The organism is Planctomonas sp. JC2975 (assembly GCF_012985205.1).
GTDB lineage: Bacteria > Actinomycetota > Actinomycetes > Actinomycetales > Microbacteriaceae > Humibacter.
Window position 1 is genome coordinate 953303 of the sequence record NZ_JABEKS010000001.1, and the last position, 23946, is coordinate 977248.

General features: G+C 67.4%; 22 protein-coding genes and 1 tRNA gene. 12 read left to right on the forward strand and 11 right to left on the reverse strand.

The features are described 5' to 3' along the window. Positions 1–120 precede the first annotated feature (120 nt). Complete coding sequence (locus HII28_RS04470) at positions 121–426, forward strand: hypothetical protein (RefSeq protein ID WP_170024307.1); 306 nt, start codon at positions 121–123, stop codon at positions 424–426. Between the two features lie 68 nt (positions 427–494). Here HII28_RS04470 and HII28_RS04475 read toward each other — a convergent pair whose 3' ends face one another. Then, positions 495–794, reverse strand: a complete 300-nt coding sequence (locus HII28_RS04475; protein ID WP_170024308.1) for a helix-turn-helix transcriptional regulator — start codon at positions 792–794, stop codon at positions 495–497. A gap of 94 nt (positions 795–888) precedes the next feature. After that, positions 889–1491: a hypothetical protein gene (locus HII28_RS04480; RefSeq protein ID WP_170024309.1), complete on the reverse strand. Its 603-nt coding sequence runs from the start codon at positions 1489–1491 to the stop codon at positions 889–891. A 96-nt stretch (positions 1492–1587) separates the two neighbouring features. On the opposite strand from HII28_RS04480, the gene HII28_RS04485 reads away from it, so the two are divergent. Beyond that, a complete protein-coding gene (locus tag HII28_RS04485; RefSeq protein ID WP_170024310.1) occupies positions 1588–2385 on the forward strand; it encodes a hypothetical protein in 798 nt (265 codons plus the stop codon). Positions 2386–2402: 17 nt separating this feature from the next. On the opposite strand, the gene HII28_RS04490 is transcribed toward HII28_RS04485, so the two are convergent. The 6 genes from HII28_RS04490 to HII28_RS04515 form a co-directional block, all read right to left on the reverse strand. Further along, positions 2403–3698, reverse strand: a complete 1296-nt coding sequence (locus tag HII28_RS04490) for a CDP-glycerol glycerophosphotransferase family protein (RefSeq protein WP_170024311.1) — start codon at positions 3696–3698, stop codon at positions 2403–2405. 122 nt (positions 3699–3820) lie between these two features. Further along, the gene (locus HII28_RS04495) at positions 3821–4666 is read right to left on the reverse strand and encodes a glycosyltransferase (RefSeq protein ID WP_346769317.1); all 846 of its coding nucleotides are present in this window, start codon (positions 4664–4666) and stop codon (positions 3821–3823) included. A gap of 95 nt (positions 4667–4761) precedes the next feature. Beyond that, entirely contained in the window at positions 4762–5571 is an 810-nt protein-coding gene (locus HII28_RS04500) for a CDP-alcohol phosphatidyltransferase family protein (RefSeq protein ID WP_170024313.1), read from the reverse strand. Between the two features lies 1 nt (position 5572). Next, complete coding sequence (locus tag HII28_RS04505; RefSeq protein WP_170024314.1) at positions 5573–6631, reverse strand: glycosyltransferase family 2 protein; 1059 nt, start codon at positions 6629–6631, stop codon at positions 5573–5575. A 247-nt stretch (positions 6632–6878) separates the two neighbouring features. Beyond that, positions 6879–8687, reverse strand: a complete 1809-nt coding sequence (locus HII28_RS20440; RefSeq protein WP_170024315.1) for a trypsin-like peptidase domain-containing protein — start codon at positions 8685–8687, stop codon at positions 6879–6881. 176 nt (positions 8688–8863) lie between these two features. Further along, a complete protein-coding gene (locus HII28_RS04515) occupies positions 8864–9634 on the reverse strand; it encodes a hypothetical protein (RefSeq protein WP_170024316.1) in 771 nt (256 codons plus the stop codon). Between the two features lie 396 nt (positions 9635–10030). On the opposite strand from HII28_RS04515, the gene HII28_RS04520 reads away from it, so the two are divergent. Together HII28_RS04520 and HII28_RS04525 are read left to right on the forward strand one after the other, a co-directional pair. Then, complete coding sequence (locus HII28_RS04520) at positions 10031–10231, forward strand: hypothetical protein (RefSeq protein ID WP_170024317.1); 201 nt, start codon at positions 10031–10033, stop codon at positions 10229–10231. A gap of 124 nt (positions 10232–10355) precedes the next feature. Then, positions 10356–11555 carry a pyridoxal phosphate-dependent aminotransferase gene (locus HII28_RS04525; RefSeq protein ID WP_170024318.1) on the forward strand — a complete coding sequence of 400 codons (1200 nt, stop codon included), beginning with the start codon at positions 10356–10358 and terminating at the stop codon, positions 11553–11555. Positions 11556–11658: 103 nt separating this feature from the next. Here HII28_RS04525 and HII28_RS04530 read toward each other — a convergent pair whose 3' ends face one another. Next, positions 11659–12492 carry a carbon-nitrogen hydrolase family protein gene (locus tag HII28_RS04530; RefSeq protein ID WP_170024319.1) on the reverse strand — a complete coding sequence of 278 codons (834 nt, stop codon included), beginning with the start codon at positions 12490–12492 and terminating at the stop codon, positions 11659–11661. Between the two features lie 151 nt (positions 12493–12643). Between HII28_RS04530 and HII28_RS04535 the strand changes: the two genes are divergently transcribed. Further along, positions 12644–12717 (forward strand) — tRNA-Met (locus HII28_RS04535). Positions 12718–13232: 515 nt separating this feature from the next. Beyond that, positions 13233–15239, forward strand: coding sequence for a polysaccharide lyase family protein (locus tag HII28_RS04540; RefSeq protein WP_170024320.1), 2007 nt, complete (start codon positions 13233–13235; stop codon positions 15237–15239). A gap of 317 nt (positions 15240–15556) precedes the next feature. Here the strand turns inward: HII28_RS04540 and HII28_RS04545 are convergent, their stop codons facing one another. Beyond that, on the reverse strand, positions 15557–16348 hold the full coding sequence (locus tag HII28_RS04545) for a ZIP family metal transporter (RefSeq protein ID WP_170024321.1): 792 nt from the start codon (positions 16346–16348) through the stop codon (positions 15557–15559). A gap of 370 nt (positions 16349–16718) precedes the next feature. On the opposite strand from HII28_RS04545, the gene HII28_RS20620 reads away from it, so the two are divergent. The 5 genes from HII28_RS20620 to HII28_RS04570 all read left to right on the forward strand — a co-directional run bounded on the left by HII28_RS20620 (position 16719) and on the right by HII28_RS04570 (position 21469). Beyond that, positions 16719–19232 (forward strand): glycosyltransferase, encoded by a 2514-nt coding sequence (locus tag HII28_RS20620; RefSeq protein WP_346769185.1) that lies wholly within the window; start codon positions 16719–16721, stop codon positions 19230–19232. Positions 19233–19238: 6 nt separating this feature from the next. Further along, positions 19239–19478: a phosphatase PAP2 family protein gene (locus tag HII28_RS04555; protein ID WP_170024322.1), complete on the forward strand. Its 240-nt coding sequence runs from the start codon at positions 19239–19241 to the stop codon at positions 19476–19478. Continuing rightward, positions 19462–20148 (forward strand): response regulator transcription factor, encoded by a 687-nt coding sequence (locus HII28_RS04560; protein WP_170024323.1) that lies wholly within the window; start codon positions 19462–19464, stop codon positions 20146–20148. The genes HII28_RS04555 and HII28_RS04560 overlap by 17 nt, the downstream gene beginning before the upstream one ends. Continuing rightward, positions 20145–21143, forward strand: a complete 999-nt coding sequence (locus HII28_RS04565; protein WP_170024324.1) for a HAMP domain-containing sensor histidine kinase — start codon at positions 20145–20147, stop codon at positions 21141–21143. The genes HII28_RS04560 and HII28_RS04565 overlap by 4 nt, the downstream gene beginning before the upstream one ends. A 176-nt stretch (positions 21144–21319) precedes the next feature. Then, positions 21320–21469 carry a hypothetical protein gene (locus HII28_RS04570; RefSeq protein WP_170024325.1) on the forward strand — a complete coding sequence of 50 codons (150 nt, stop codon included), beginning with the start codon at positions 21320–21322 and terminating at the stop codon, positions 21467–21469. A 17-nt stretch (positions 21470–21486) separates the two neighbouring features. Here HII28_RS04570 and HII28_RS04575 read toward each other — a convergent pair whose 3' ends face one another. Further along, complete coding sequence (locus HII28_RS04575; protein ID WP_170024326.1) at positions 21487–22230, reverse strand: phosphatase PAP2 family protein; 744 nt, start codon at positions 22228–22230, stop codon at positions 21487–21489. A gap of 147 nt (positions 22231–22377) precedes the next feature. On the opposite strand from HII28_RS04575, the gene HII28_RS04580 reads away from it, so the two are divergent. Then, a complete protein-coding gene (locus tag HII28_RS04580; protein ID WP_170024327.1) occupies positions 22378–23904 on the forward strand; it encodes a glycosyltransferase family 39 protein in 1527 nt (508 codons plus the stop codon). Positions 23905–23946 lie beyond the last annotated feature (42 nt).

Consider the following 23946-nt stretch of genomic DNA (forward strand, 5'->3'; position numbering starts at 1 on the left):
CTGCCGGCGGCGGCCGATCGCGCCGGAACGGACGCGGATCTGTGCGTCCCCAGATCGCGCGGAACTCACGCTGTCCACCGTCCGGCCGAGGGCGTCGGATGCTTCGCCTACCGTTCCTGCATGACCACCACTCGACCCGGCGTCTCCGCTGCAAGCCAACCCATCGCCTACCCGGTGCCGTTCGTCTTCGACCGAAGCACACCACCGCGCTACCGTCTGCGGAATGCCAGTCTCGAGACGCTCACCGGCGTGCGATTCTCACTCCTCGGCGCAGGGAGTATGCCCGTGCAGGCGCCGATCACGCTCGGGCCGGGCGACACGGCCGAGATCCGCATCCACGGGCAGGACCTCGCGCGCTCGACGGTGCTGGTCGTGCGCTGGCACCGCGCGAACGGCGACGAATACCTGTGGCGCGCGAGCTTCTGACACCGGGCGAACCTCCACGCTGCGCTGGGAACGCGCAGGCTGGGCGTCGTGTCAGAAGTCGGAGCTGCTCAGCGCATCCGCTCGCGTTCGCGAATGAAGTCCTTCGCGGTGTACTGGCGGTGACGGCCGGGGAGATCCGCGATCGTCAGGCCACTGATCAGTTGCCCGGCGTCCGTGTCCAAAGCCGTCGCGATTCTGATGATCGTGCTGAGGCTGGGGTTGGCGCGACCACGTTCGATCTTGCCGTAGTTGGTCGGGTGCAAGTCGGCGAGGTGGGCCACCTGCTCCTGGCTGAGGTCGAGCGCGATGCGAATACCGCGCAGCCGCTCCCCGACCACGCCGGCGGCGTGAGAGAAGGGCTCGACCATGCCTTCTTGTCTATGGTCGGGACAGCGTTCGTATCCAGAGCGTTCGTGCCCTGTTGCCGGTTACGGCGCAGACGCCTCCTGTGTCGAATCGCGGCTATTCCGCGTCGCCACCCCTTGCCGCCGCGTACCGCTCGATGATGATCACCGCGGCGTCGTCCAGCGTGTCCGGGGCCAGGCCGAGCTCGCTGCGCACGCGGGCGCGGCCGATCAGCATGGATTCGTACTGCGACTCGGATCCGGAGACGTTGCCGCTGTCCATGGCACGGATCCCCATCGAGTACCAGCGTTGGGCGGGCTGCAGCTCGTCGACGAGTTCGAAGAATCCGGCGAGCACGAGGTACGTGCCGAGGTTGGCGGGGACATCCTTGCGGAGCGCCGTCGCCAGCTCGAGGGCGGAATCGGTCTGGCCATCCTGGTAGAGCGCTTGCACGATGAGCGCGCGCGGGTCGACGTACGTCGTCCCGCCGTCGTCGCGCGCCGCTTCGTACATGCGCAACGCGTTCGCATGATCTCCCGCGTAGCCGTAGTTCTCCCCCGCCTCCAGCAGGACCGTCGCACGCGGAAGGTCATCGGAGAGCGTGTATCTGTCGGGATCCATGGCCCAGGATCGCAACGTCTCCGCGACGGAGAAGTTGTCCCCGCTGCGAGCGCGCTCACGGACGGAATCGAAGTCGGCTGGGGTGATGAGGCGTGGCACCCGGCAAGCTTACGAGACCGTGGGCCGCCGCACATCGCCACTCGAGCCGGCGCGCATGCGCTCACCGGAATACGCCGAATCCGTAGACTCGTCGGCATGGCGCGCTCCAGCAAGGTCAGGCCGTTCGTCGGCGTCACGGGCACCAGCACGTCGCACGGCGTGGCCATCCCGAGCCGTATCAACCGCGGTGTCGATCGCTTCCTGTCCGTGCAGCGCCCGGTGGTGCTCGCACATCTGCGGAGCATCAGGACGCGTCATCCGAATGCCACGCCCGAGGAGGTCGGCTTCCTTGTGGGGCGTCGATACCTCATGGTGGTCACGGCGAGCGGAGCCGCAGTCGGCGCCACTGCGGTCATTCCGTCCGTCGGCACGGTCGCGACGCTCGCGCTCTCCGCCGTCGAAACTGCCGCCTTCCTCGAGGCCACAGCGCTCTTCGCCCAGTCCATCTCCGAACTGCATGGACTCCCCGTGACGGATCCGGAACGTGCCCGCGCGCTGGTGCTCGCTCTCATGCTGGGCAAGGAGGGGTCGACCCTCGTGCGCCAGTGGGGCCTGGAACTGACGGAATCCGAGGCGACGCGCGAGCTGTACTGGCGTCAGGTCGTCTCGGCGAGCATCCCACGAGTCGTCGTTGCGCCCCTCGTGCAGCGGCTTCAGACCGCCCTCGCGCGACAGGTCGCGACGAAGGGATCGGGCAGCATCCTGGCGAAGGCGCTGCCGTTCGGCGTGGGCGCTGTCGTCGGTGGCGCTGGGAACCGCATCACGGGGTCGCGTGTGGTGCACACGGCGAACATCGCCTTCGGTGCGCTTCCGGATGCCTTTCCCGACGCCCTGCTCGGGGCACGCTCCGACTCGGGCGCACCGTCCGGCTCCAGTGAGTCGTCCGCGAGCTGAGCCAGGGCCGTCGGGACCTACTCCGTGAGGACCGCGTCCGGGTCGTCGACCTCGTTGACGTCGCCACGCTCAAGCCCGACCTCGTCATCGGCGTGGATCGCGGCGGCACGATCCCATTCGTCCATCAGGTGCTGTACGGCGTCGTGGAAACGCCGGGTGGTCTCGCCGGGCGTGGTGTCGCCGAAGTAGCGCTCGACCCAGTACGTCAAACGGTCAGCGGCGGCATCGTCGTGCTGCAGGTCGTCGAGGATCGAGACGATGTCTGGCGCCTGGTCGGTCGTGAGCCACTCGCACGCGGACAGATAGCCTCCACGGTCGATCTCCGCCTCCTGACTCACTGGGCGCGTGATGAGCAGCGGCTTACCGGCGGCGAGGCGGTCGTAGACCATGGCCGAGATGTCGACGATCGCCATGTCGGCCGTCGAAAGCTGCCAACCCAACTCGGGACCGTCGTCATACACGTGATGGCCCGCCGGATCCGTCGCATTCGCCGCATTGAGCATCGCGATGATCCGCTCATTCGCTGCGCCGTAGTCCTCGTCCACCACTCCGGAGCGCGGGTGAGGGCGGTAGATGACCCGATGCCGTCCCGTGGCAAGGAGCCGCTCCACGAGCGCGACCCCATGGGATGCGACGGATCCATACGCGGCCGCAGCGCGGTCACCCTCCCACGTCGGCGCGTACAGCACGACCGTGCGGTCGTCCGGCGTGTAGGGAAGCGAACCCGAATAGTGATCGGCCTGCGGACGCCCGATCTTGATGGCTCGCTTATCGAAGTCGTAGTCCCAGAGCACCTTGCGCAGGCGCGAGATGGCGGCGTCCCCCGCCACGAACGCGTAGTCGTACGCCTTGAACTGGTTGGTGGTCATGTACATCTTGTCGGATTCGCCGTGGTTGATGAACACGTGCCAGCGGCGGCCGTACCGCATCATCTGGAAGTTGCGGGTGTTCTGGTTCACGTAGAAGACGACGCGGATGTCCTGCTCAGCGATCGTCTCCTCCAGGTCGACAACGGTTCGCACGTATGCGACGGGAAGTGGCGATTCGTCGAGCAAGGCGGCCGCGCCGACGGGCGACCGGGACAGGATGACGACGGGCCAGGTCTTGCTCAGATCGACCAGCGGCTTGTACCACTGGCGGATCTGGTACAGGTTGACCTTGCTATCGGCGAAGTACACCGCGATCTTGTATTTCGCGGGCTCCAGGAGCGCCGAGCGGTCGAGACGCTCGGCGAGCTCCGCGCGAGCGCGGCGCTGCGCGAAGGCGTTCCTGATCAACCGAACGCCCGCTCGGGCGTCATGCGCTAGTCCCATCCGACCAGAATATTGGAGGATTCTTAGCATCCGCTTCGCGCCGGCGCCACCAGTGGTTCACCTGGAAGCACCAGGGCTCACGCCCATGCCGATGGTCCGGATGGCGCCGGCGTCGGAACCCGTCAGATCACAGGCGGGCGACCGGCGAGCGTCATCCGCCACACGGTGCGCCAGCTCATCGGACGGCGCTCTCCGGGATCGTCGCGCCAGCCGGCGGCCCAGCCAGCGAACCACGGGCGCAGCGTGCCCGGGGAGCGTGCGCCACGCAGCAGCTGTACGCCAGTCCAGGTCGCGACGTACACCGGGATGAGGATCGCCGGAAGGTTGCGCCTGGCGACCCACACGCGGTTCCTGGCGTTGCGCCAGTAGAAGTCCGAGTGCCGTGTGGTCGGGACATTCGGATGCCGCGCCTCCAGGTCGCCCGCGTACCACGCGCGTCTCCCCTGATCCCAGACCCGCCACGCAAGCTCGATGCCCTCGTGGGCGTAGAAGAAGGGATCCGCCCATCCGCGGGCCGCCTCGAACACGGAGCGGGGCATGACGATCGCCCCCTCGAGGAGAGAGAAGACCGCGCTGGGGCGTGCCGGATCCCCCTTGCGCAGGCGCGGAACCCAGCGCCGCGGTGCAGGCGAGTCATCGATGGTGCGGACGCGCGGCTGCAGCACGCCCAGCGAAGGGTCTGTGCGGAAGCGGTCGATGGCATCCGCGAGAAAGGCGTCCGATTCGAGGTATTCGTCGTCGTCGAGGAAGAACAGGAACTCGCCGGCGACCTCGGGGACACCTGCGTTGCGTCCCGCCGGGATACCCATGTTCTCGGGCAGGCCGAGGCCCCTGACCCCCTCGGGCAGCCCTGTCGGGTCCCATCCGTTGCCGACGCAGACGATGTCGACGGCGACGCCGCGCTGCGCGGTGACGGATGCCAGCGCGCGCGCCAGCTCCGCCGGTCGCGTCCCCTGCGTCAAGACCACGACGCCGACGGTCGGCGCATCGGATCCGGCCGGTCCAGGCCCGCCCGATCCGGATCCCTCGAATCCGGATCCGCGCGTCTCACCGCCGAAGCCGCTCACGACCGCAGTCGCCTCGAGCTGATGATCGCGACGAAATGACCGATCAGCCCCAGGATCGCGAACGCCATGAGAACGACGAGGTAGACACGTTCCGTTGCCGGCGTTCCGGTGAACAAGGCGAGGACCGCGACGACGAACGTGACGAGCGTGAGTTCGACCGAGTGGAACATCCGGTGGAACGGGAAGAACTTGACCGCGCGTCTGGCCAGCGCAATGAGGCGGTGCTGCGGTGCGGCATCCGCCTCTTCGTTGCCAAGGCGCGGAAGCCCTGCATATGCGCGGGCGACGCGCGTGAGGTCGTTCAGCGCCTTGTTGAGCACCAGCACGAGCGCGAGCGCGAAGCCGAGCGTCGTCCACAGGTAGTCGGAGGGGGCATCGAACGGCCAGGACGCAGCGCGGAGTCCGAGGACGATCGCGATGAACGTCTCGGTCGTGTAGTGCCCGACGGCGTCGAGGAAGTGGCCGGCCGGCGACGAGCTGTGCCGCCAGCGGGCGACCTCGCCGTCGCAGCAGTCGAACAGCATCTGCACCTGGCCGAACACCACGGCGAGCGCGGCGCCGCCGATGCCCGGGATGAGCAGGGAGGCAGCGGCCAGCCATCCGGACAGGATCATGAACGCCGTCACGCCGTTCGCGCTGATGCGGGTCTTGAGCAGCGCCCACGTCAGATACGGCGAGATGCGGCGCAGGTAGAGGTGCGCCGTCCAGTGCTCGGCGTTGCGGCGCTGACGCACCTCCGGCGGCTGGGTCACCTCGCGCAGCTGAGCGATCGACTCTGGCCGGCGATACGAATCCGGAGCCGACACACTACCTCCCTGAACGACTGTGCAGATCGTGCGACAGCTCGAAGAATCCGCCGATGAATCCGACGCCCCAGCTCACGTGGATGGTCGGCACGACGACGATGAACCGCAGCATAGCGGCGAACCCGTCCCTGCTCGCGATCGCCGCTGCGGCGGCCACGACGAACAGCACGTAGAGGACGGGGACGGCGAATGCCAGTGCGAGCCACCCGATCGGCGCGCCGACGATCAGGCCTGCGAGCCCGACGAGACCCACGATGACGGACGCCGCAAGCAGCAGGACGAGCACGGGCGGGGCGAAGTATCTCGCGGAGTTCGCGGACGCGAACCGTCGCACGAGCTCGCCGCGCCACATCCCGGTGGCGAAGAACTGGTGCACGAGCGAGCGGATGCTCGACCGCGGCTGGTACGTCACCACGAGTCGCGGTGTGAACCAGACCGTTCCGCCTGCGGCGCGCAGGCGACGGTTGAGCTCCCAGTCCTGACCTCGACGGACACCCTCGTCGAAGAGTCCGACGGCTTCGAGGCGATCGCGACGGAAGGATCCGAGATACGCCGTCTGCGCCGGCCCTTCCTTGCCGCCGACGTGATGTTGCGTTCCGCCGAGACCGATGCGCGACTTGTAGGCGCGAGCGACCGCTTTCTCGAAGGGAGTGGTGCCGCGGGCATCCATCAGGCCGCCGACATTGTCGGCGCCGGTGCGCCGCAGCGTCTCCACGGCGATGCGCGTGTAGTCGGAGGGAAGCAACGAGTGGGCGTCGACGCGGATCACGACGGGATACGCGGATGCCCGGATCGCCTGGTTCAGACCCGCGGAGGTCGAAGCGGCGGGATTCGGCACGACGCGTACGTTCGGATGCTCACGAGCAAGCTCGGCGAGCACCACCTCCGTCCCGTCATTGCTGGGACCCACGGCCAGTGTGATGTCGTACGGACCCTCGTAGTCCTGCGCGAGGAGACGCTCGACGGCGGCTCGCACGTACGGTGCTTCATTGAGGACCGGCATCACGTACGACACGCCGGGGAGCGCACCCGTGGCGCCTGTACTGCTGGATTCGCCCATCACATCCGCTCGTCGAACCGGAGGCCAAGCCTATCAGCGCACCGAGCAGGGGATCGAAGCGGCAGGGAGCGAGGCAGGAGGGAGCGAAAACCGGCGCACTCCGAGACCCGACGTGCGCGGACATCGGATGCCGATCCGCTCCGCGTGTCATCCGCCCCGGGGCCGGCATGGCCATGGCGGAACGCACTCGACGGCCCGGAAGCATGTGCTCCGGGCCGTCGAGTTCGTTGCCGTGAAGGAGTTGCGGTCAGCTGGACAGCGTGCCCAGCGTCACGTCGCTCTGCTTGGTCTGGCCGTTGCGCTGGTACTCGATCGTGGCCTTGCTTCCGCCCGCCAGCGCCCGGACTTGAGCGGTGAGGTCGGTGGCGTTCGTGATCGGCTTGCCGTTGAAGTTGGTCACGATGTCGCCTGCCTGCAGACCGGCACCAGCCGCTGCACCGCCGGACGTCACGGACTTGATCAGCGCACCGACCGTCGTGGCGTTGGAGTCGGAGGTCGAGTCGGCGACCGTCGCACCGAGCAGACCGCTCGTCGCCTTGCCGTTCTTGATGATCTCGTCGCCGACGCGCTGCGCCACATTCGACGGGATGGCGAATCCGACGCCGATGCTGCCCGTCTGATCGGTGGAGGAGCTGGACGAGCCCGCACTCGCGATCGCGACGTTGATGCCCGTGACCTGACCCTTGGCATTGAGCAGCGGACCGCCCGAGTTGCCGGGGTTGATGGCGGCATCCGTCTGGATCACCGGGAGCGAGATGGTGCTCTGGGTCGACGACTGACCGCTGCTTCCGCCGTTCTGGTCGAAGTTCCAGAAGTTGAACGGGCTGTTGTCGCCATTCCCGCTGCCGTTGCCGTTGTCCTGCTGATCCTGCGAGGGCGCAGCGGACGAGGCGATCTGGATGCTCCTGTTCAGCGCGCTCACGATGCCGTCGGTGACGGTGCCGGAGAGACCGAGCGGGGCGCCGATCGCGATCGTCTGGTCGCCGACGTTGACCTTGTCCGAATCGGCGAACGTGGCGGGGGTGAGGCCGCTCACGTTCTGAATCTGGATCACGGCCAGGTCGAGCACCGGGTCGGTACCGACGACCTTCGCCTTGTAGATCTTGCCGTCATTGGTCGTCACGGTGATGCTGGCGCTGCCGGTCTCGCCGTCGAGGGTGACCACGTGCGTGTTGGTGAGGACGTATCCGTCGGAGCTGAGGACGACACCGGATCCGGTGCCTGCCTCCTGAGAGCCCGTCACGTTGATCGTGACGACGCTGGGGCTGACTTTGGACGCGACAGCCGTCACATCCGTCGCGGTCTGCGGATCGTTCACGGTCACGCTCGTGGCGCCGGTGGACGTCACCGCCTTCGAGTTGCCGGAGTTCGCAGCGTAGATGCCGACGACCCCTGCTCCGACGCCGCCGCCGAGCAGGCCGGCGAGCACGAACCCGGTGATGAGAAGGCCGGCGCGGTTGCCCTTGCCGTCCTTCTGCTTCGCAGGCTTCTGCGGCTGACCCGGTTGGCCGGGCGCATAAGGCGGCTGGCCGGCGTACGTCGGCTGACCGAAAGCGCCCTGCTGCGCGCCGTACTGATAGTTGCCCTGCTGCGCGTACTGCTGCCCGTAGTGGTAGCCGCCCTGCTGAGCTGCATAGGGGTTCTGAGCCCCCTGGCCCTGAGGGCCCTGGGCATCCGGCTGAGTCGGAATCGCCTGCGACGCCGCGGCTGCGGCGACTGCCTGCGGCGGCAGCGGCTCGGTGGGCTGCGTCTGGTTCGCGGCAGCGCCGGCCGCCGGCTGCTGGGCAGTGGGCTGCTCTGCTGTGGGCTGCTGGTCGGTCTGACCGTGCGTCGCAGCGGATGCCTCGCCCTGGTCTGCGGCAGAGTGAGCGTCGGCGGACTGGGTCGGGGCGGAAGTCTGGGTGTCGTGATCCCTGCGGATCGCGTCGAATTCGGCTCGCGGAAGTGTGGCGTCGTGCTCGTCGGTCCGAGGCGTGTCGGCAACCGAGTCCTGCGACCCCTGCTCCTGCGGGGTGGGCTCCGGCGTCTCCGCGGGGTCCTTCGGTGTGTCGGTCATGTGTCGTGCTCCTTCCAAGCACCTCAAGCATCCGCTTTCATGCTGGGCGTGGTTTATGGGCAATCTGTGAACGCTCTAGAACAATTCCATGAGTTACGGATGCCTGGTACGGTACGGCGGACCACCGAGGTTCCGGGTGGGCGTCGCATCCATCACTGGATCGGCCGCGATGCCGCTCAGCAGCCCGGACCCGTTGGGTCGGCCTGACAGGTGCCCTGGACCAAGACGGTTTTCGCGTCGCCCGCGACGACGGTGAATGTCGGCGCTGACAGGCTCAGGCTACCGGGCACGCCGCTCCACGGACCGTCGCCGAGGCGATACGTCGCGGTGTACGAGACGGTCAGTCTCACCGTGTAGCTGCCCGCGGTGCCGTAGACGTGACTCGTCGCCGTCGGCGAGAACTCCGGCACGCCAAGGTCTTTCCAGGTCGCTCCCCCGTCAGCACCTGCCGCACCGGCTCCGTCGCCGTAGTCCCACGCGAAGCGCACTGGCGTGAAACGCACGCTCGCCGGCTGTCCGAGCAGTACTCCGGATGCCACGTGCTCGGGAGCCTGCGATACGAAGTTGGCGTCCAGCCCGATGATCGCCCACCCGTTCGGCTCGCCGAACACGGTCGGCGCCTGCGGATAGAACGAGGCGAGATCGGACATCGAGACGCCGACCCCTGGGGCCGTCGGCGCAGGACCGCCAGGACTGGAGTGACCGAGCGGGCACAGATCGGGACGGTCGCACACGAGCGGACTCGGTTCGACGTACGGACCGGGATCGGCGTCGCCGATGCCCTCGTCCGTGCCGGACGACGTGGACTGGTGGTGGCCGCCGCTGCCGGTCGTCGCGCCCACGTCGACGTGGTCACCGGCGATGGTGCCGGTGGAGCAGCCGCCTGCGTATTGACCCCATCGATCGCATCCGTCATCCACATGTATCGCAACAGGAAGGAGGCTCATCAAAATTGAGACAACTACTCCGACTATTGCCTGCAAAAGTCTTCTCCGGTCCATAGGGTCCGGCTCGACACAAGCAACACTCGCGATCCGCCGGTGCTGGCGAAGTCGACTTGCCAAGGTGAGCGGGTTTTTCGATCGGCCGAAACGAGCGAGTTGCCAGCAGAGTCGACAACGTCAACGCCACTAACGTCATCGCAGACATAAATCTCGACCGGAACGGCCGCGGTTGGCCTGTAGAACGAAATCCGAGCTGAGTCGAATGTCGACTGCCCGGACGTGTGTGCGCCTCGATCCGCAAAATCGCCAGCATCGGCTTCAGCGTCGTGTAAGGCGCTGTTCACCGCGACCGCTTGATAGCTCCGTACATTCTGCCCGCCGTCGTGAAGGACCTCATCTGTGACTTTCAGGTACGCCGCATACGCATCCGTGGCGGCCTTCAGCGCCTCCTCGTCCGAGGAGAACAGCGGTGTGGCGGCCGCGGACGGCGACTTCGTGGGGGCCGATTGCCCAGGGCTGCAGGCGGCGAGCGCGAAGACGAGGAGCACGGCGGAGGCCGTGGCGAGCATCCGTCGGCGCACGAGCATGCGTCAAACGTAGGTCAAGCCGGATGATCACGTCGGAGTTGTCCACAGGCTCGAGTACCCCGCAGATCGCCTCTGCCCGCACCCACGCGGCGGACCTCGGCATTAGCGTGAAGCCATCGGAGCACGATGGAGGCGAGATGACGGAGTTGGTCCCCGGTCCCTGGCAGCGCGCGGCGCACGGCGCCGGACTTCTCAGCGACGACGGCGTCGTGAGGGCGACGATCTTCGCCGAGATGAGCGCACTCGCTGCCCGCACAGGAGCCATCAATCTCGGGCAGGGCTTTCCCGATGAGGACGGCCCCGCCGAAGTGCTCGATGCTGCGGTGCGGAGTATCCGGGACGGGGTGAATCAATATCCGCCCGGCATCGGCATGCCCGTGCTGCGCGAGGCCATCGCCGAGCACCAGCATCGCTTCTACGGGCTCACCGTCGATCCCGACCGTGAGGTCCTCGTCACGGCGGGCGCCACGGAAGCCCTCGCCGCCACCCTGCTGGCGCTCGTCAGCGACGGAGACGAGGTCGTCACCTTCGAACCGTTCTACGACGCGTACGGGGCGACCATTGCGCTGGCCGGCGGCGTCCATCGCACGGTCGCGCTCCGTGCGCCGGAGTTCCGGCCGGATCTCGACGAGCTGCGGGCCGCGGTGAGCGATCGCACCAGGGTGATCCTGGTGAACGATCCGCACAATCCGACTGGCGCGGTCTTCGATCGCGACGTGCTCGAGACGATCATCGAGCTGGCGCACGAGCACGACGCGATCATCGTGACCGACGAGGTGTACGAGCACCTCACATTCGACCGGCCGCACATCCCGATCGCGACCCTCCCCGGTGGCCGGGATCGCACGGTGACCATCTCGTCGGGCGGCAAGACTTTCAACGCCACGGGTTGGAAGATCGGCTGGGCCATCGCTCCCCCGCAGCTGATCACGGCGATCACAGCCGTGAAGCAGTTCCTCACGTATGTGAACGGCGCTCCGTTCCAGCCGGCGATCGCAGCCGGTCTGCGGATGCCCGATTCCTTCTTCTCCAATGCCGCCGCGACTCTCCGTGCCAAGCGCGACCTGCTCTCGTCGGGCCTCGAGCTGGCCGGCTTCGACGTGTACGCCTCACACGGCTCGTACTTCGTCGTCGCGGATGCCGCACCCCTCGGCTACTCCGATGCCGTGGCCTTCTGCCGCGAGCTCCCTTCGCTCGCTGGGGTCGTCGCGGTGCCGATCACGGCGTTCTGCGGGCCACTGCTGCGGGCGGAATCCGCCTCGCTCGTGCGCTTCGCGTTCTGCAAACGCGTCGACGTGCTCGAGCGCGCCGCGGCTCAGTTGGCACGTCTGAGGTGACCGCTTCGCCCGATCGCCGGACATGCGATCGGCTACGCACGTGGTCAGACCACCAACGTCATCGTCGTCATGCGCAGGACCGAGCACCGAACGGATTTCTCGCTCATGGCTTCGGGACCACGTCATATCTACGCAGCGCTAGAGCAGGATTCTGCTGACGCACGGCGGCGAGGCGTTCACGGTCCAACCACGCCAGCGCGATGCCGGTCCGCTCACCGGCATCCGCCATGACGACACCCATCGGATCGACGACGATGCTCGCTCCGACCCCGATCGGGGCGACGTGGTCTGCCGCTGCGACGAAGACCGTGTTCTCGATCGCCCTTGCGGTGATGAGCGTGCGCCAGTGGTGCTCCTTGAGGGGTCCGCGTACCCATTCACTCGGGACCACCACGAGATCTGCCCCGGCGTCGACGATCGTGCGCGTCACCTCGGGGAATCGGAGGTCGTAACACGTCTGGAGGCCGACGGAGAGACCGTCGACGGTGAACAGCTGAGGTGGATCGAGAGGACCCGGGACGACGACATCCGACTCACGCGAGCCGAACGCATCGTAGAGGTGCTGCTTGCGGTAGACGGCGCGGATGCCTGCTCGTGGAGCGACAGCGGCCAGCGTGTTGGAGAAGTGACCAGGGACATCCGTCAGCTCTGCGAAGCCCGCCACGATCGTGACGTCGAGCGCTTCGGACAGCTCGGCGACGGCTTTGGTGAACGGACCGTCGAGGGGTTCGGCATGATCCACGAAGCGCATGTCGACCGGATCGACGAAGTACGACGAATACTCCGGAAAGACGACCAGTCGGGCGCCGCGGGCGACGGACGTGGAGGCGAGCTCTGCCATCCGCTCCAGGTTCTCCTGAGCGTCGGAGCCAGGCGCGAATTGTGCGACCGCGACGGCGACCGTAGGAGACGCTGCTGCCTGGTCGATGCTCGTCATGCCGCTCAGCCTATGGCGAGGGCCACGGGGTGACGAAGGTCGGAGGACTCGGACACTGCAGGGTGACGTTCCCCGGACACGCCCGGGCGCTCGCCGACGTCACCTCGATTTCACCTCGCCGCGGACGCCATGCTAGGCTCACTAATCGTGCCGCGGGGTGGAGCAGCTCGGTAGCTCGCTGGGCTCATAACCCAGAGGTCGCAGGTTCAAATCCTGTCCCCGCAACAAAAGAACGGCTCCTGATCAGGGATTTCCTTGATCAGGAGCCGTTCGCTTTTTGCTACCCCGAAACGCCCGGAGAGGCTCGTTGCGGTGCTGGATCGGCCGCCCCGACCCGTGGCGAGCTCGACGAGAACGCGATGAGTTCCTTCCGAGCGCGGGCCCACTCTGGTCGCAACACGTGTGCCCACTCTCGTTGCAACACGCGCGCTCACTCGGGTAGCAACACCCGCGCCAGCTCTCGCCGCAACATCGCGCTCACTCTGGTCGCAACACGTGTGTCCACTCTCGTTGCTACGCCCGCGCTCACTCTCGGTGCACACGCGCACCCACTCTGACGATCACGAAGGTGCAGGTCCGGAGATCCAACGCGCACTCCAGCGGACGCCGGCGACACACCAACGACTCCGGTGCAAACGTTGACCCCCGCGCAGGGGTGGCCATAGTGTGCGAGGAAGCGCTTTCCGACATCCGCCGACAACGGGCAGCGCAGGCAACGAAGCCACAAGGAGGAGACACTCATGGCACTTCCCATCACGCGTCGCACAGCACTCGGGCTCATCGGCGGAGCAGCGGGTGCGGCGCTGCTGCCCACCCTTCCCGCCGGGGCGGGGGCCGCCCATGCGGACGTTCCGCTCGGCACCGGACCCGACGTCACAGTCGTCGACAACGGCAGCACCGTGACGCTCGGCAACGGAATCGTTCAGTTCGACGTGGTCAAGTCCACTGCGGAGATCAAGAACCTCCACCTGGTGGGCAGCACGCTCGGCAACGAGGATGTCAACCTGCTCGGCGGATCCGCCGGGCACGGGTACACGACGTTCAACTACAACAACGTGTCAGCAGCCGGATCCGCGAAGAACGCCGTCTACAGCGTGATTTCGCAGACGGCCGACCGGACCGAGATCTCGCTGCTCATCGACAATCCGGCCGTACTGCGGTTCTACCTGGACATCCGCATCGCGCTGGAGCGCGGAGCATCGGGACTGCACTCGTACTGGATCGTCAAGTACACCGACGACATGCCGGACGGACTCGACTTCGCGCAGCTGCGCTACGCGTTCTCCGCGGACACCCCCGACTTCCACTGGTTCGTCGTCGACGACGAGCGGGGCGTGCAGCAGCGGCCGCCGATCTCTGACCTGTCCCACTCCGTCACCCTGCAGGACACGACGTACGCACTGCCGGACGGATCCATCTGGTCGAAATACCAGAACGTCTCGAACCAGGAGGGCGACAACCACGTCTTCATGATCTCGAACGGCAGGGTCGGGCTGTCGCTGATCCAGGCCAGCAAGGAATCCTTCGGCGGCCCGACGCGTCAGGAACTCACCTGCCACGACTACTACGACGGGATGATCCTGCTCTGGCATCCGTTCACGTCGCACTACGGAGAGGCGGACCTCGCACCGGACCGCGGCTGGGAGAAGGTCTACGGGCCGTTCTTCCTGCACGTGGGCGAGGCATCCGCTGCCGACGAGGAGTCGACGGTCGCCGCGCTGTGGCGGGGCGCCAAGTCTGCTGCGGCGCAGCAGCGGGCGCAGTGGCCGTATGCCTGGATCGAGGACCCGGCGTATGCCGCCCACCAGCGATCCACGGTGAGCGGGAAGTTCACGGTGGCCGGCCTCGGAGCCGTGGACAACGGATGGGCCGTGCTCTACAAGGCGGAGCCGGACCGCGCCTACCAAGGCATCACGCTCGACGGATCCGACTGGCAGTATCTGGCGAAGGACTACATCTACTCGGCGAAGATCAGCGCTGGCGGGGTCTTCGAGATCCCGGCCGTGCGCCCAGGGACGTACACGCTGGCGGCGTTCACCAAGGGCGCGATGGGCGAATACCGGCGATCGAACATCACGGTCCCGGCATCCGGACACGTCGACATCGGCAACAACGTGTGGCATCCGGACCGCTTCGGGCCGACCCTGTGGCAGATCGGCACGGCCGATCGCTCGGCCGAGGAGTTCTACGTGCACGGAGGCAAGGACGGATTCCGTCGCACACTGACGTGGCTCGAGTATCCGTACGAGTTCCCGAACGATGTCGACTTCACGGTGGGCGTGGACGATCCGGCGACGAAGTGGAACTACTTCCATCCGATGCTGAAGACGCCAGGGACCCCCGCCCAGCTCGCGTGGCGCGGGACGACGGCCTCGACGGAGCTCACGGAGTGGAAAATCCGCTTCGATGCGCATCGCTATCAGAGGGGAACGGCCTACCTGGACATCGCCCTCTCCGGCGACGCCTTCGGCGGGCTGAACCTCGCGCTGAACGGCGCGCCGATCGGGACGATCGATCCCGCACCCGGCGCACCGGGCGACAACTCGTCGTACCGCCTCACGATCAGGGCGATGTATCGGCGGGTGCCCACTATCACGTTCCCGGCCACCCTCATCAAGGCCGGCGAGAATGTGCTCACCCTGACCACGGCGCACGCGCCGCAGGCGCCGACATCGGACAACTGGATGGCTCCCATCGGCGGTGTGATGTACGACACCATCCGGCTCCAGGTCAACGAAGGCGCGTGAGCGCGTAGCTCAGCCCGGTCACGGGAAACGCACCTCTGACGATGTGCCGTGAGGACCTCAAATATCCTCACGGCACATCGTCGAATCGCCGGGCCGGAGTCGCCGAGAAGCAGGCATCCTCGCTCCAAGGAGCGGGCACCGCCGCGGAGCAATGGGCAACCTCGCACGAAGGAACGGGCACCCTCGGGCGGGGAGATGGGCACCCTCAAGCGCAGAAACGGGCACCCTCGGGCGAAGAAACGGGCACCCTCGAGCGGAGGAACGGGCACCCTCGGGGGGAGGAACGGGCACCCTCGGGGGAAGGGATGGGACTGGCGCTAGGCGCCTGCGGCGGCGACCACGGCATCCGTCGCGAAACCGGCGATGAGGCCGGCGAAGATGCACCACGTCACGAGGACCTTGAGGTTCGCGCGTCTGGCGACCGCGAGCAACTCGATGATGACGTAGAGGATCGATCCGGCGGCCAGGCCGAGGAACGCGATCGAGAGCACGGCACTGGCGAAGAACTGCCCGACGACCGTTCCGACGAACGTAGGACCGCCGCCGATGACGCCGAGGAGCACCAGATAGGACCAGGACGGCCGGGTTCCGGTGAGCGGGGCGACGATGCCGAAGCCCTCCGTGGCGTTGTGCAGGCCGAATCCGATGATGAGCAGCACGGCGAACGCCAGCTGACCGGTCGCCGCCGCCGTGCCGATCGCGAGGCCCTCCGCGAAGTTGTGCAGGCCGATACCGACGGCGATGGTCATCGCGAGGCGCCGTGATGCCGCGGCAGGATCCGCTGTCCCCTCCGCCGATGCCGCTTCGATGCTGCGGCGCGAGCGTCGGTCGACGTAGACCAGACCGAGCAGCCCGATGCCGATGCAGCCGGCCATGAGCAACCCTTGCAGGATCGCCGGCCAGAGTTGATGCGAGGAGAGCGCCGCGTCGACCGGTTCCCACGCCTGGGAGAGCACGTCCCACAGCAGGAACAGCAGGATGCCGACAGCCACCGCATTGAGCGCGGTCTTCAGCCGCACGGCGTCGGCGCGCAACATGCCGAGCGGGAGGCCCAGGAAGATCGTCAGGCCGGCGACGGCGCCGAGAGCGGCGACACCCAGTGGGGACAATCGTGTCTCTTTCCGATGAGGGGACGGGAGGCGCGCGGAGCCGCTGCGAACGGACGCGCGAGACGAACCGGCGGTCGAGGCGGCAGCACGAGTCGACGAGCGAACTGCGCCAGCCGGAGCAAAGCTTAGCCTTACCTCATCCGGTGTCGTCCAGTGCGGGTTTCGCGATCACCGAAGGGTCGTAACGGCGCGGCCGTCGCGCGACGTACCGTATGAGCAGACGCGCTGCGAGGCATCCATTCGGTCCGGGGGGACGTGTGATCCTTAGTGGATTCTTGGCGCGGCTCGAACAGACTCTCGGGCCTAGGTCGTGTCCGATGATTGCCAGCAGTCATCGGACACTGCTACGAGCATCGCTCAGGAGTCGCCTGTGAAGTCACCCATCGCCCGCATCCGCCGACAAGCCAGAAAGGTGCGTCGTGCCGCGCAATACGACTGGCACGCGTTCTGGCGCAAGCAGCCCATCCGCCTCGGCACCGTCGTGTACGAGTCGTTCTCGGGCAACGGCGCGCTGTGCAATCCGGAGGCGATCTTCCGCGGGCTGGTGGCCGATCCGGAGTTCGCGGAGTTCGAGCACCTCTGGGTGATCGCGGATGCCCACTCCGCCCCCGAACTGCAGCGTGAGTTCGCCGGGGATTCGCGTGTGCACTTCCTTCGGTATCGGAGCCGGGCCTATTACCGAGCCCTGGCCACCAGCCAGTACCTGGTCAACAACGCGACGTTCCCGTCCGAGTTCAGCAAGCGAAGCGGACAGGTCTACCTCAACACGTGGCACGGAACACCGCTCAAGCACATGGGCTTCGACATGCCGGAGGGCGCGCTCGACTCCGCGAACACACTGCGCAACTTCCTCGCAGCGGACTACCTGCTCGCCGCCAACGACTTCATGGCCGAGGGCATGTACGAGAGCGCCTACCGGCTCGCCAACATCTACTCCGGTCGGATCATCACAGAGGGATACCCCAGGATCGACCGGCAGCGCCTGGATGCCGCAGCCATCGACCGGGCGCGGGCGGCGCTTCGCACTGCCGGCCTGGAGATGGAGGGCCGGGGAGTCGTGCTGTACGCGCCGACCTGGCACGGCGACTCGTTCAGCGATCCGGAAGACGACGTCGATCAGCTCATCGAGGACGTGCACAGCCTGCAAGCGGCGATCGGATCCGAGTACGCGGTGCTGCTGAAGACGCACCAGATCGTGCACGGCTTCGCGGCGTCGCGGCCGGAGCTGCGGCGCATCCTCGTTCCCAATTCACTGCCGACGAACGTGATCCTCGGCGTCTCGGACGGCCTGATCACGGACTACTCGTCGATCTTCTTCGACTACCTCGCCACTGGACGGCCGATCGTGTTCTACACGCCGGACGCCGGCGACTACTCCGAGACCAGGGGCACGTACTTCCCGCCCGAGGAGCTGCCCGGCCCTGTGGCCGAGAATGCCGCTTCCGCCGGACGCAGCATGGCGGGCCTGCTGAGCTGCGGCTGCCAGGCGGAACGCTACGCGGAGTGGCAGGAACGCTTCACCCCGTACGACGACGGCACAGCGACGCGTCGCGTGATCGACATCGTCTTCAAGGGCCTGACGGAGGGGCGCAATGTGCGCGCTGCCCGCCGCGACGGACGCAAACGTCTCCTCTTGTTCATCGGAGGCATGCGCTCGAACGGCATCACCACGGCGGCGATGAACCTCCTCGCCGGGATCGACCACGATCGCTACGACGTGACTGCGCTGATCCCGTACTCCCGACGAGGCTGGCACCGGGCCAACCAGGCGCTCATCCCGCCCGAGGTGCGTCAGATCTTCCGCATCGGCGGCATGAACGGCAGCAAGCTCGTGCACGCGCGTCGCAAGTGGGAGGAGCGGCGCGGAGACGTCGACCTGCACAACGACCCGCAGGGATACAAGTCGCTGTGGGACGACGAATGGGCCCGCGTCTTCGGGGGCGCGCGCTTCGACTGGGTGGCGGATTTCAGCGGCTACAGCCCGTTCTGGGCCACTCTGCTGCTGCACTCGCCGCAGGCCCCGCGAGCGATGTGGCTGCACAACGAGATGGCGGCGGACCGCAACCGGGAGGTGAACGGCAAACGGCGCATGCTGCGCAGCCTCGGCCGGGTGTTCGCCCTGTACGGGTCGTACGACGAGCTCGTGTCGGTATCCCCTCGGCTCACTGAGCTCAACAGCCGGGAGCTCGCCGAGTTCGCGCCCGCCGAGCGCTTCGTGACGGTGCGGAACCTGCCCAATGTGGACCGCGTGCTGGAGGGGATGCGTCAGCCGCTGACCGAGTTGGACGGGCATCCGCTCGATCCGGAGACCGAAGAGGTGCTGATGCCCGAGTGGGTGGACCGGCTCAACGAGCACCGCGGCAGCTGGTTCGTCACCGTCGGACGTCTGTCGCCGGAGAAGAATCACGCCCGATTGATCGAAGCGTTCGCTCAGGTGCACGCAAAGCGGCCGGACACCAGCTTGCTGATCGTCGGCACCGGTCCCCTCCGCGATGCGCTGCAGGATCAGATCGACGGCCTCGGTCTCCAGGATGCCGTGACGCTTACCGGTGCTTACCAGAACCCGTTCGCGATCATGGCCGCGGCCGACTGCTTCGTGCTGTCCAGCGTCTACGAGGGTCAGCCCATGGTGCTGCTCGAGGCTGCGGTCTGCCGGCTTCCGATCGTGTCGACTGCGTTCTCGTCCGTACACGATGCGCTGCCGTCCGGGTCCATCCACGTCGTCGGCCAGAGCGATGAGGCGCTCGCCGATGGCCTGCGCGCCTATCTGGACGGCGCCGTGCCGCCCAGCGCCCTTGACGCCGACGCGTACAGGGCCGAGGTGGCAAGGGAGTTCGCCGCTGTCGCGGATGCAGGGGCGGGTGTTGCACCTGGCACGAGGTGAGGCACGATGCGCGAGCTCCGGCATCGCATGCCGATCGCCCTTGCCGGAGCGGTACTCGTCGCTCTGGCTGCATGGTCGCGCGTGCATCCGGGGGTGCATTTCCCGACCGATGTCGCGGCATCCGTGCTTCTGACAGGCTCCGTGGCGTGCATCGTGATACCTCTGATCGTGAACGTCGCGCTACCGCAGTCGCGCAGCGCGAGACGAGCCCAGGCAGAAGGTGCGACAGATGACGGCGGCGACTAACGACAGCACGGAACCCCGCCAGTTCCTGCTCCTCGTCGAGGACGACCTCAAGCTGGGTCCACTCATGGCGAAGGTTCTGCAGGCATCGTTCGACGTCGAGCTGATCGCCGACGGCGGCAAGGCCTACGAACGCGCGCTCAGCGGCGACCACGACGTGCTCGTGGTCGATCGCCGACTGCCGACGCTCGACGGTCTCAGCATCGTGCGCAAGCTGCGGCAGGCGCGCGTGGTGACGCCCATCCTCATGCTCACGGCGCTCGGCACGACCGCCGACAAGGTCGACGGTCTCGACGCCGGCGCGAACGACTACCTCGTCAAGCCGTTCGAGTACGACGAGCTGCTCGCGCGCCTGAGGGCGCTCACCCGGCGCTTCGATCCGCAGGGCACAGGCCTCCCGGTCGGCGAGTGGACCTTCTTCCCCGACGACGCCTGCATCTACTCGCCGCACATCGGTCGCATCCTGCTGACGCCCCGCGAGTCGGCACTGCTGCGCCTGTTCGCCGAGAACCCGGAGCGCACGTACACGCGTGAGCAGATCCTCCGCACCGTCTTCAGCGCCGAAGACCAGCCGGGCACCGTCGACACGTACGTGCACTACCTGCGACGCAAGACCGACAAGGACGTCGTGCTCACCGTTCGACGCAAGGGCTACCGGCTGGGCCAACTATGAGAGCACGACGGGCCCGTGACCACGGAGCGGATGCCGCGGCCATCGCCCGCGCATCCCGTGCGGTCACGGCGCAGATCACCATCGCGGCGGCCGCGATCGTCGTGCTCGTGGTCGTGCTGTCCGTCGCCTTCATCTTCGACCAGTCGCAGCCCAGCGAGCTGCTGGAGAAGCCGGCACCAGGCGAGACGAAGATCTATGTCGACGCGGACGACATGCTCATCGCCCTCATCGTCGTCGGCATCATCGCCATCTTCCTCGCCGGACTGCTGAGCTGGGTGATCGCACGTCGCGCCGTTCGGCCCCTCGGCGAGGCGCTGCGGATGCAGCGGACCTTCGTCGCGGATGCCAGCCATGAGTTGCGCACGCCCGTCGCCGTGGTCGCCGCGCGGGTCGAATTGCTGCGGCAGGAGCTCGACGCCGGGGACGATCCGACCCAGAACCTCACCGAGCTGCGCCAGGACGTGAGCCTCCTCAGCGACGTGATCACGGATCTGCTGATCGCCGCCACTCCCCCTGCCGACGCGGAGAAGCGGACTCCGACGGACGTGGTCGCCATCGCCGAGTCCACCATCGCGGATCTGCAGGTGATCGCGACCGGCCGGAACGTCGCGGTACGCCTGGATGCCGCTCCCGGCATCACCACTCCGGTTCCGCCCACCACCCTGCGGCGCTGCATCGTCGCCCTCGTCGACAACGCGGTCGGGCACTCGCCTGCAGGCGGAACGGTCCGCGTGGCCGTCGCGCCGGCCAGGGATCGCGCATCCTTCGCCGTATCGGTGCGGGACGAAGGATCGGGCATCATCGGGATCGACAGCCGTCGCCTGTTCGACAGGTTCGCACGAGGCGCCGACGCGACGTCCGGCGGCGAGCGCAGCGGCTTCGGCATCGGACTCGCGCTCGTGCGCGACATCGCCGATCGCTATGACGGACGCATCGAGGTGACGGACACGTCGTCTGCCGGGACCACGTTCACCCTGACCCTCCCGCGCCTCTGAGGACCTCTCCGCAGCCACGTGCGGTCGAAATCGCATCCGTCACGGGTGAGAACTCGAGACGACGACCCCACTGCACCCTCGCGCGTCTGAGACTGCAGACAGGGACCGGCGTTCTGGGACGAATCTGGGAGCCCGGCGCCGACCGTTGACTGCAAGAACGCGGATTGGAGCCGGCTATGCAGGCGAAATGGGCCACCGGTGTCGGAGTGGTGAGCGCATCCGTCCTCGCCACCGCACTCTTCTGCGGACTCGCTCTGCTCGGCAACGAGGCGAGGCTGCGCAACGACGAGTGGTCGCCAGACGAACCGGACGGCGCCGACGACTAGGTCGTGTCCGACCGGACTTACGCGGATCCGCGCGTGCGTCGCACCCTGCCGCGGATGGCCGGCAGCACGACATTGAGCGCGAGCGGGTAATAGATCGCGGCGACGGCGATGGCGACGACCACGCCTGCGACGGCATCCGACGGATACCCGACCGCAAGACGCAGCCGCGACCAGATGAGCACGGCCAGTGATGCCGTCGCGATTCCGGTGACCCCCCACCGCCATGGCCCGCGGCGGGCGACCACGACGAAGCCGATGATCATGGCGGCGCCGAACACCGTCGGGGTGCTCGGGAAGCTGAGCGGGCCCGACCCGGCGAGCGGATGCGCCGCGTCCAGATCGAGCAGCGGTCGGTCGACGAGGTGCGCGAGTCCGACGGAGACGGCCCAGCTCACTCCGACGAAGCCGAGGAAGACCGCTGCGGTGACGGAATCCGCGAGGAGATAGATCATGAGCCCGGCGATCGACAGCAGCACGAGCGCTGCGACGGTGCTCACCATCATGTCGAACACCAGTGCTGTGACATCCACGAGGGCGAACGAGTGCGCGTCGAGCATCCGATCGAGTGCGAACTCGGCGCGGGACCACGCCGGGTGGGCCGTCAGAAGCAACCCCGCGACGACGACGGCCGCGAGGACGAGGACGCCGGTGACGATCCACACGGCGGGGTGACCGATCGCCGTCAGGGCACGCTCGGCCCGACGCGACTCGTCGTCGGCGTCGCGCTGCGCCAACGGCCGATCGATTGCTTCCAGGTCCACGGCGCCATGCTTTCGCCGGCGCACCCATGCGCGTCTAAGAATCGATCGCCGCCCCGGTCAGAGGGGGTCCTGGGAATGCTGACAGGCTGGGCTTCGGGACACCCCGTCTTAGCCGGTTCTGGGAGTCTCGCGCCTTGACTGCGAAACATGCTCGAGTACGCCACGACACCGCTTGCACCCGCCGTGCAGGTGACGCCGAAGCGCCACCTCGGAGTCGTGGCGATCGCCACGGGGGCGTTCGCGATGGCCGTCAGTCTGCTCGGGTCATGGGTGCCCTCGCTATGGGGCGACGAGGCCGCGAGCCTGCTCTCCGCGAAGCGTCCGCTCGACAGCCTCTTCGCGATGCTCACCCACGTGGACGCCGTGCATGGCAGCTACTACGTGATGCTGCACTTCTGGGTGCAGCTGGCGGGCACGAGTCCCCTCGCGATCCGCTTGCCGAGTGCTGTCGCGGTCGGTGTGGCCGCCGCCGCCGTTGCCTGGCTGTGCGGACGGATGCGCTCGACCCGCCTCGCGGTCCTTGCGGGTCTCATCGTCGCGGTGCTCCCCCGGCTCACGGATGTCGGCGAAGAGGCCCGCCCGTACGCCTTCGACGCAGCAGTCTGCGCCGTGCTGTGCGTCGTCGTCGCCGAGGCGGTGCTGCGCGGCGGACGCGCGACACGGCTCTGGATCGCCTACGGCGCGCTGCTCGCGGTCGGCACCTACCTGTTCCTGTACGACTTCCTGATGGCGGTCGCCGTCGGCGCGTTCCTCGCGTTCACCCCGACGGAGAGGCGGCATCTTCGTGCTTGGGTGATAGCGACGGGATCCGCGGTCCTCGCCGCGTCTCCGGTGATCGTCTTCGCCTTCCTGGAACGCAATCAGGTGTCGTACCTCGAGAACCGCACACAGGTGACGCCCTCGACGGTGTTCGTGCAGATGTGGTTCGGCGAGACGGCGATCGCCATCGTGGCGTGGCTGCTCATCCTCGTCGCCCTCGGCGACCTGGTGTACCGCGTCGTGCAGCAACGCCGGATCAGCGGCTCAGCGGTGACGGCTTCCCGCCCGGACGTGGTCGTGTTCGCCGCGTGCTGGCTGTTCCTTCCGGCGGGTCTGCTCATCGCCTCGAATACCGTGATGGCGGATTACACGGCGCGCTACGGAGCGTTCGCCGCACCTGCGGCGGCCGTGCTCATGGCGGCCGGCATCGATCGGCTCGCGCGCCGCACGTGGATCGCGGTCGGACTCGCCGCCGTCGTCCTCGTGGCCGCCGCTCCGGTGTGGATCTCGCAGCGCACGGCCTATGCCATGAACAACTCGGACTGGAACGAGATCGCGGCGACGGTACAGGCGCAGGCGCATCCCGGCGACGGGATCGTGTTCGACGGGAGCGTGCGCCCGTCGCGCCGCACCCGCCTCGCTCTGGACACCGATCCGGCGGCGTTCGCCAACGTGAAGGACCTCACGCTGAACGTGCCGTATGCCCAGAACAGGACCTGGTACGACTCCACCTACTCCGTCCCCCATGCCGCTGCGCTCGGCAGGTTCACCGGAGTCGATCGCGTGTGGGTGGTCGAGTACGCCGTCCCCGGACACACTGACGCGTGGGGCATCGCCTCACTCGAGCAGTTGGGCTTCCACAAGACCGCCCACTACTCCTCCAATCGCAGCGTGACGTATCTGTTCACGCGGTGACGCCGGCCGCATCCCTCTTTCCGTCCGTACACCGACCGCGCG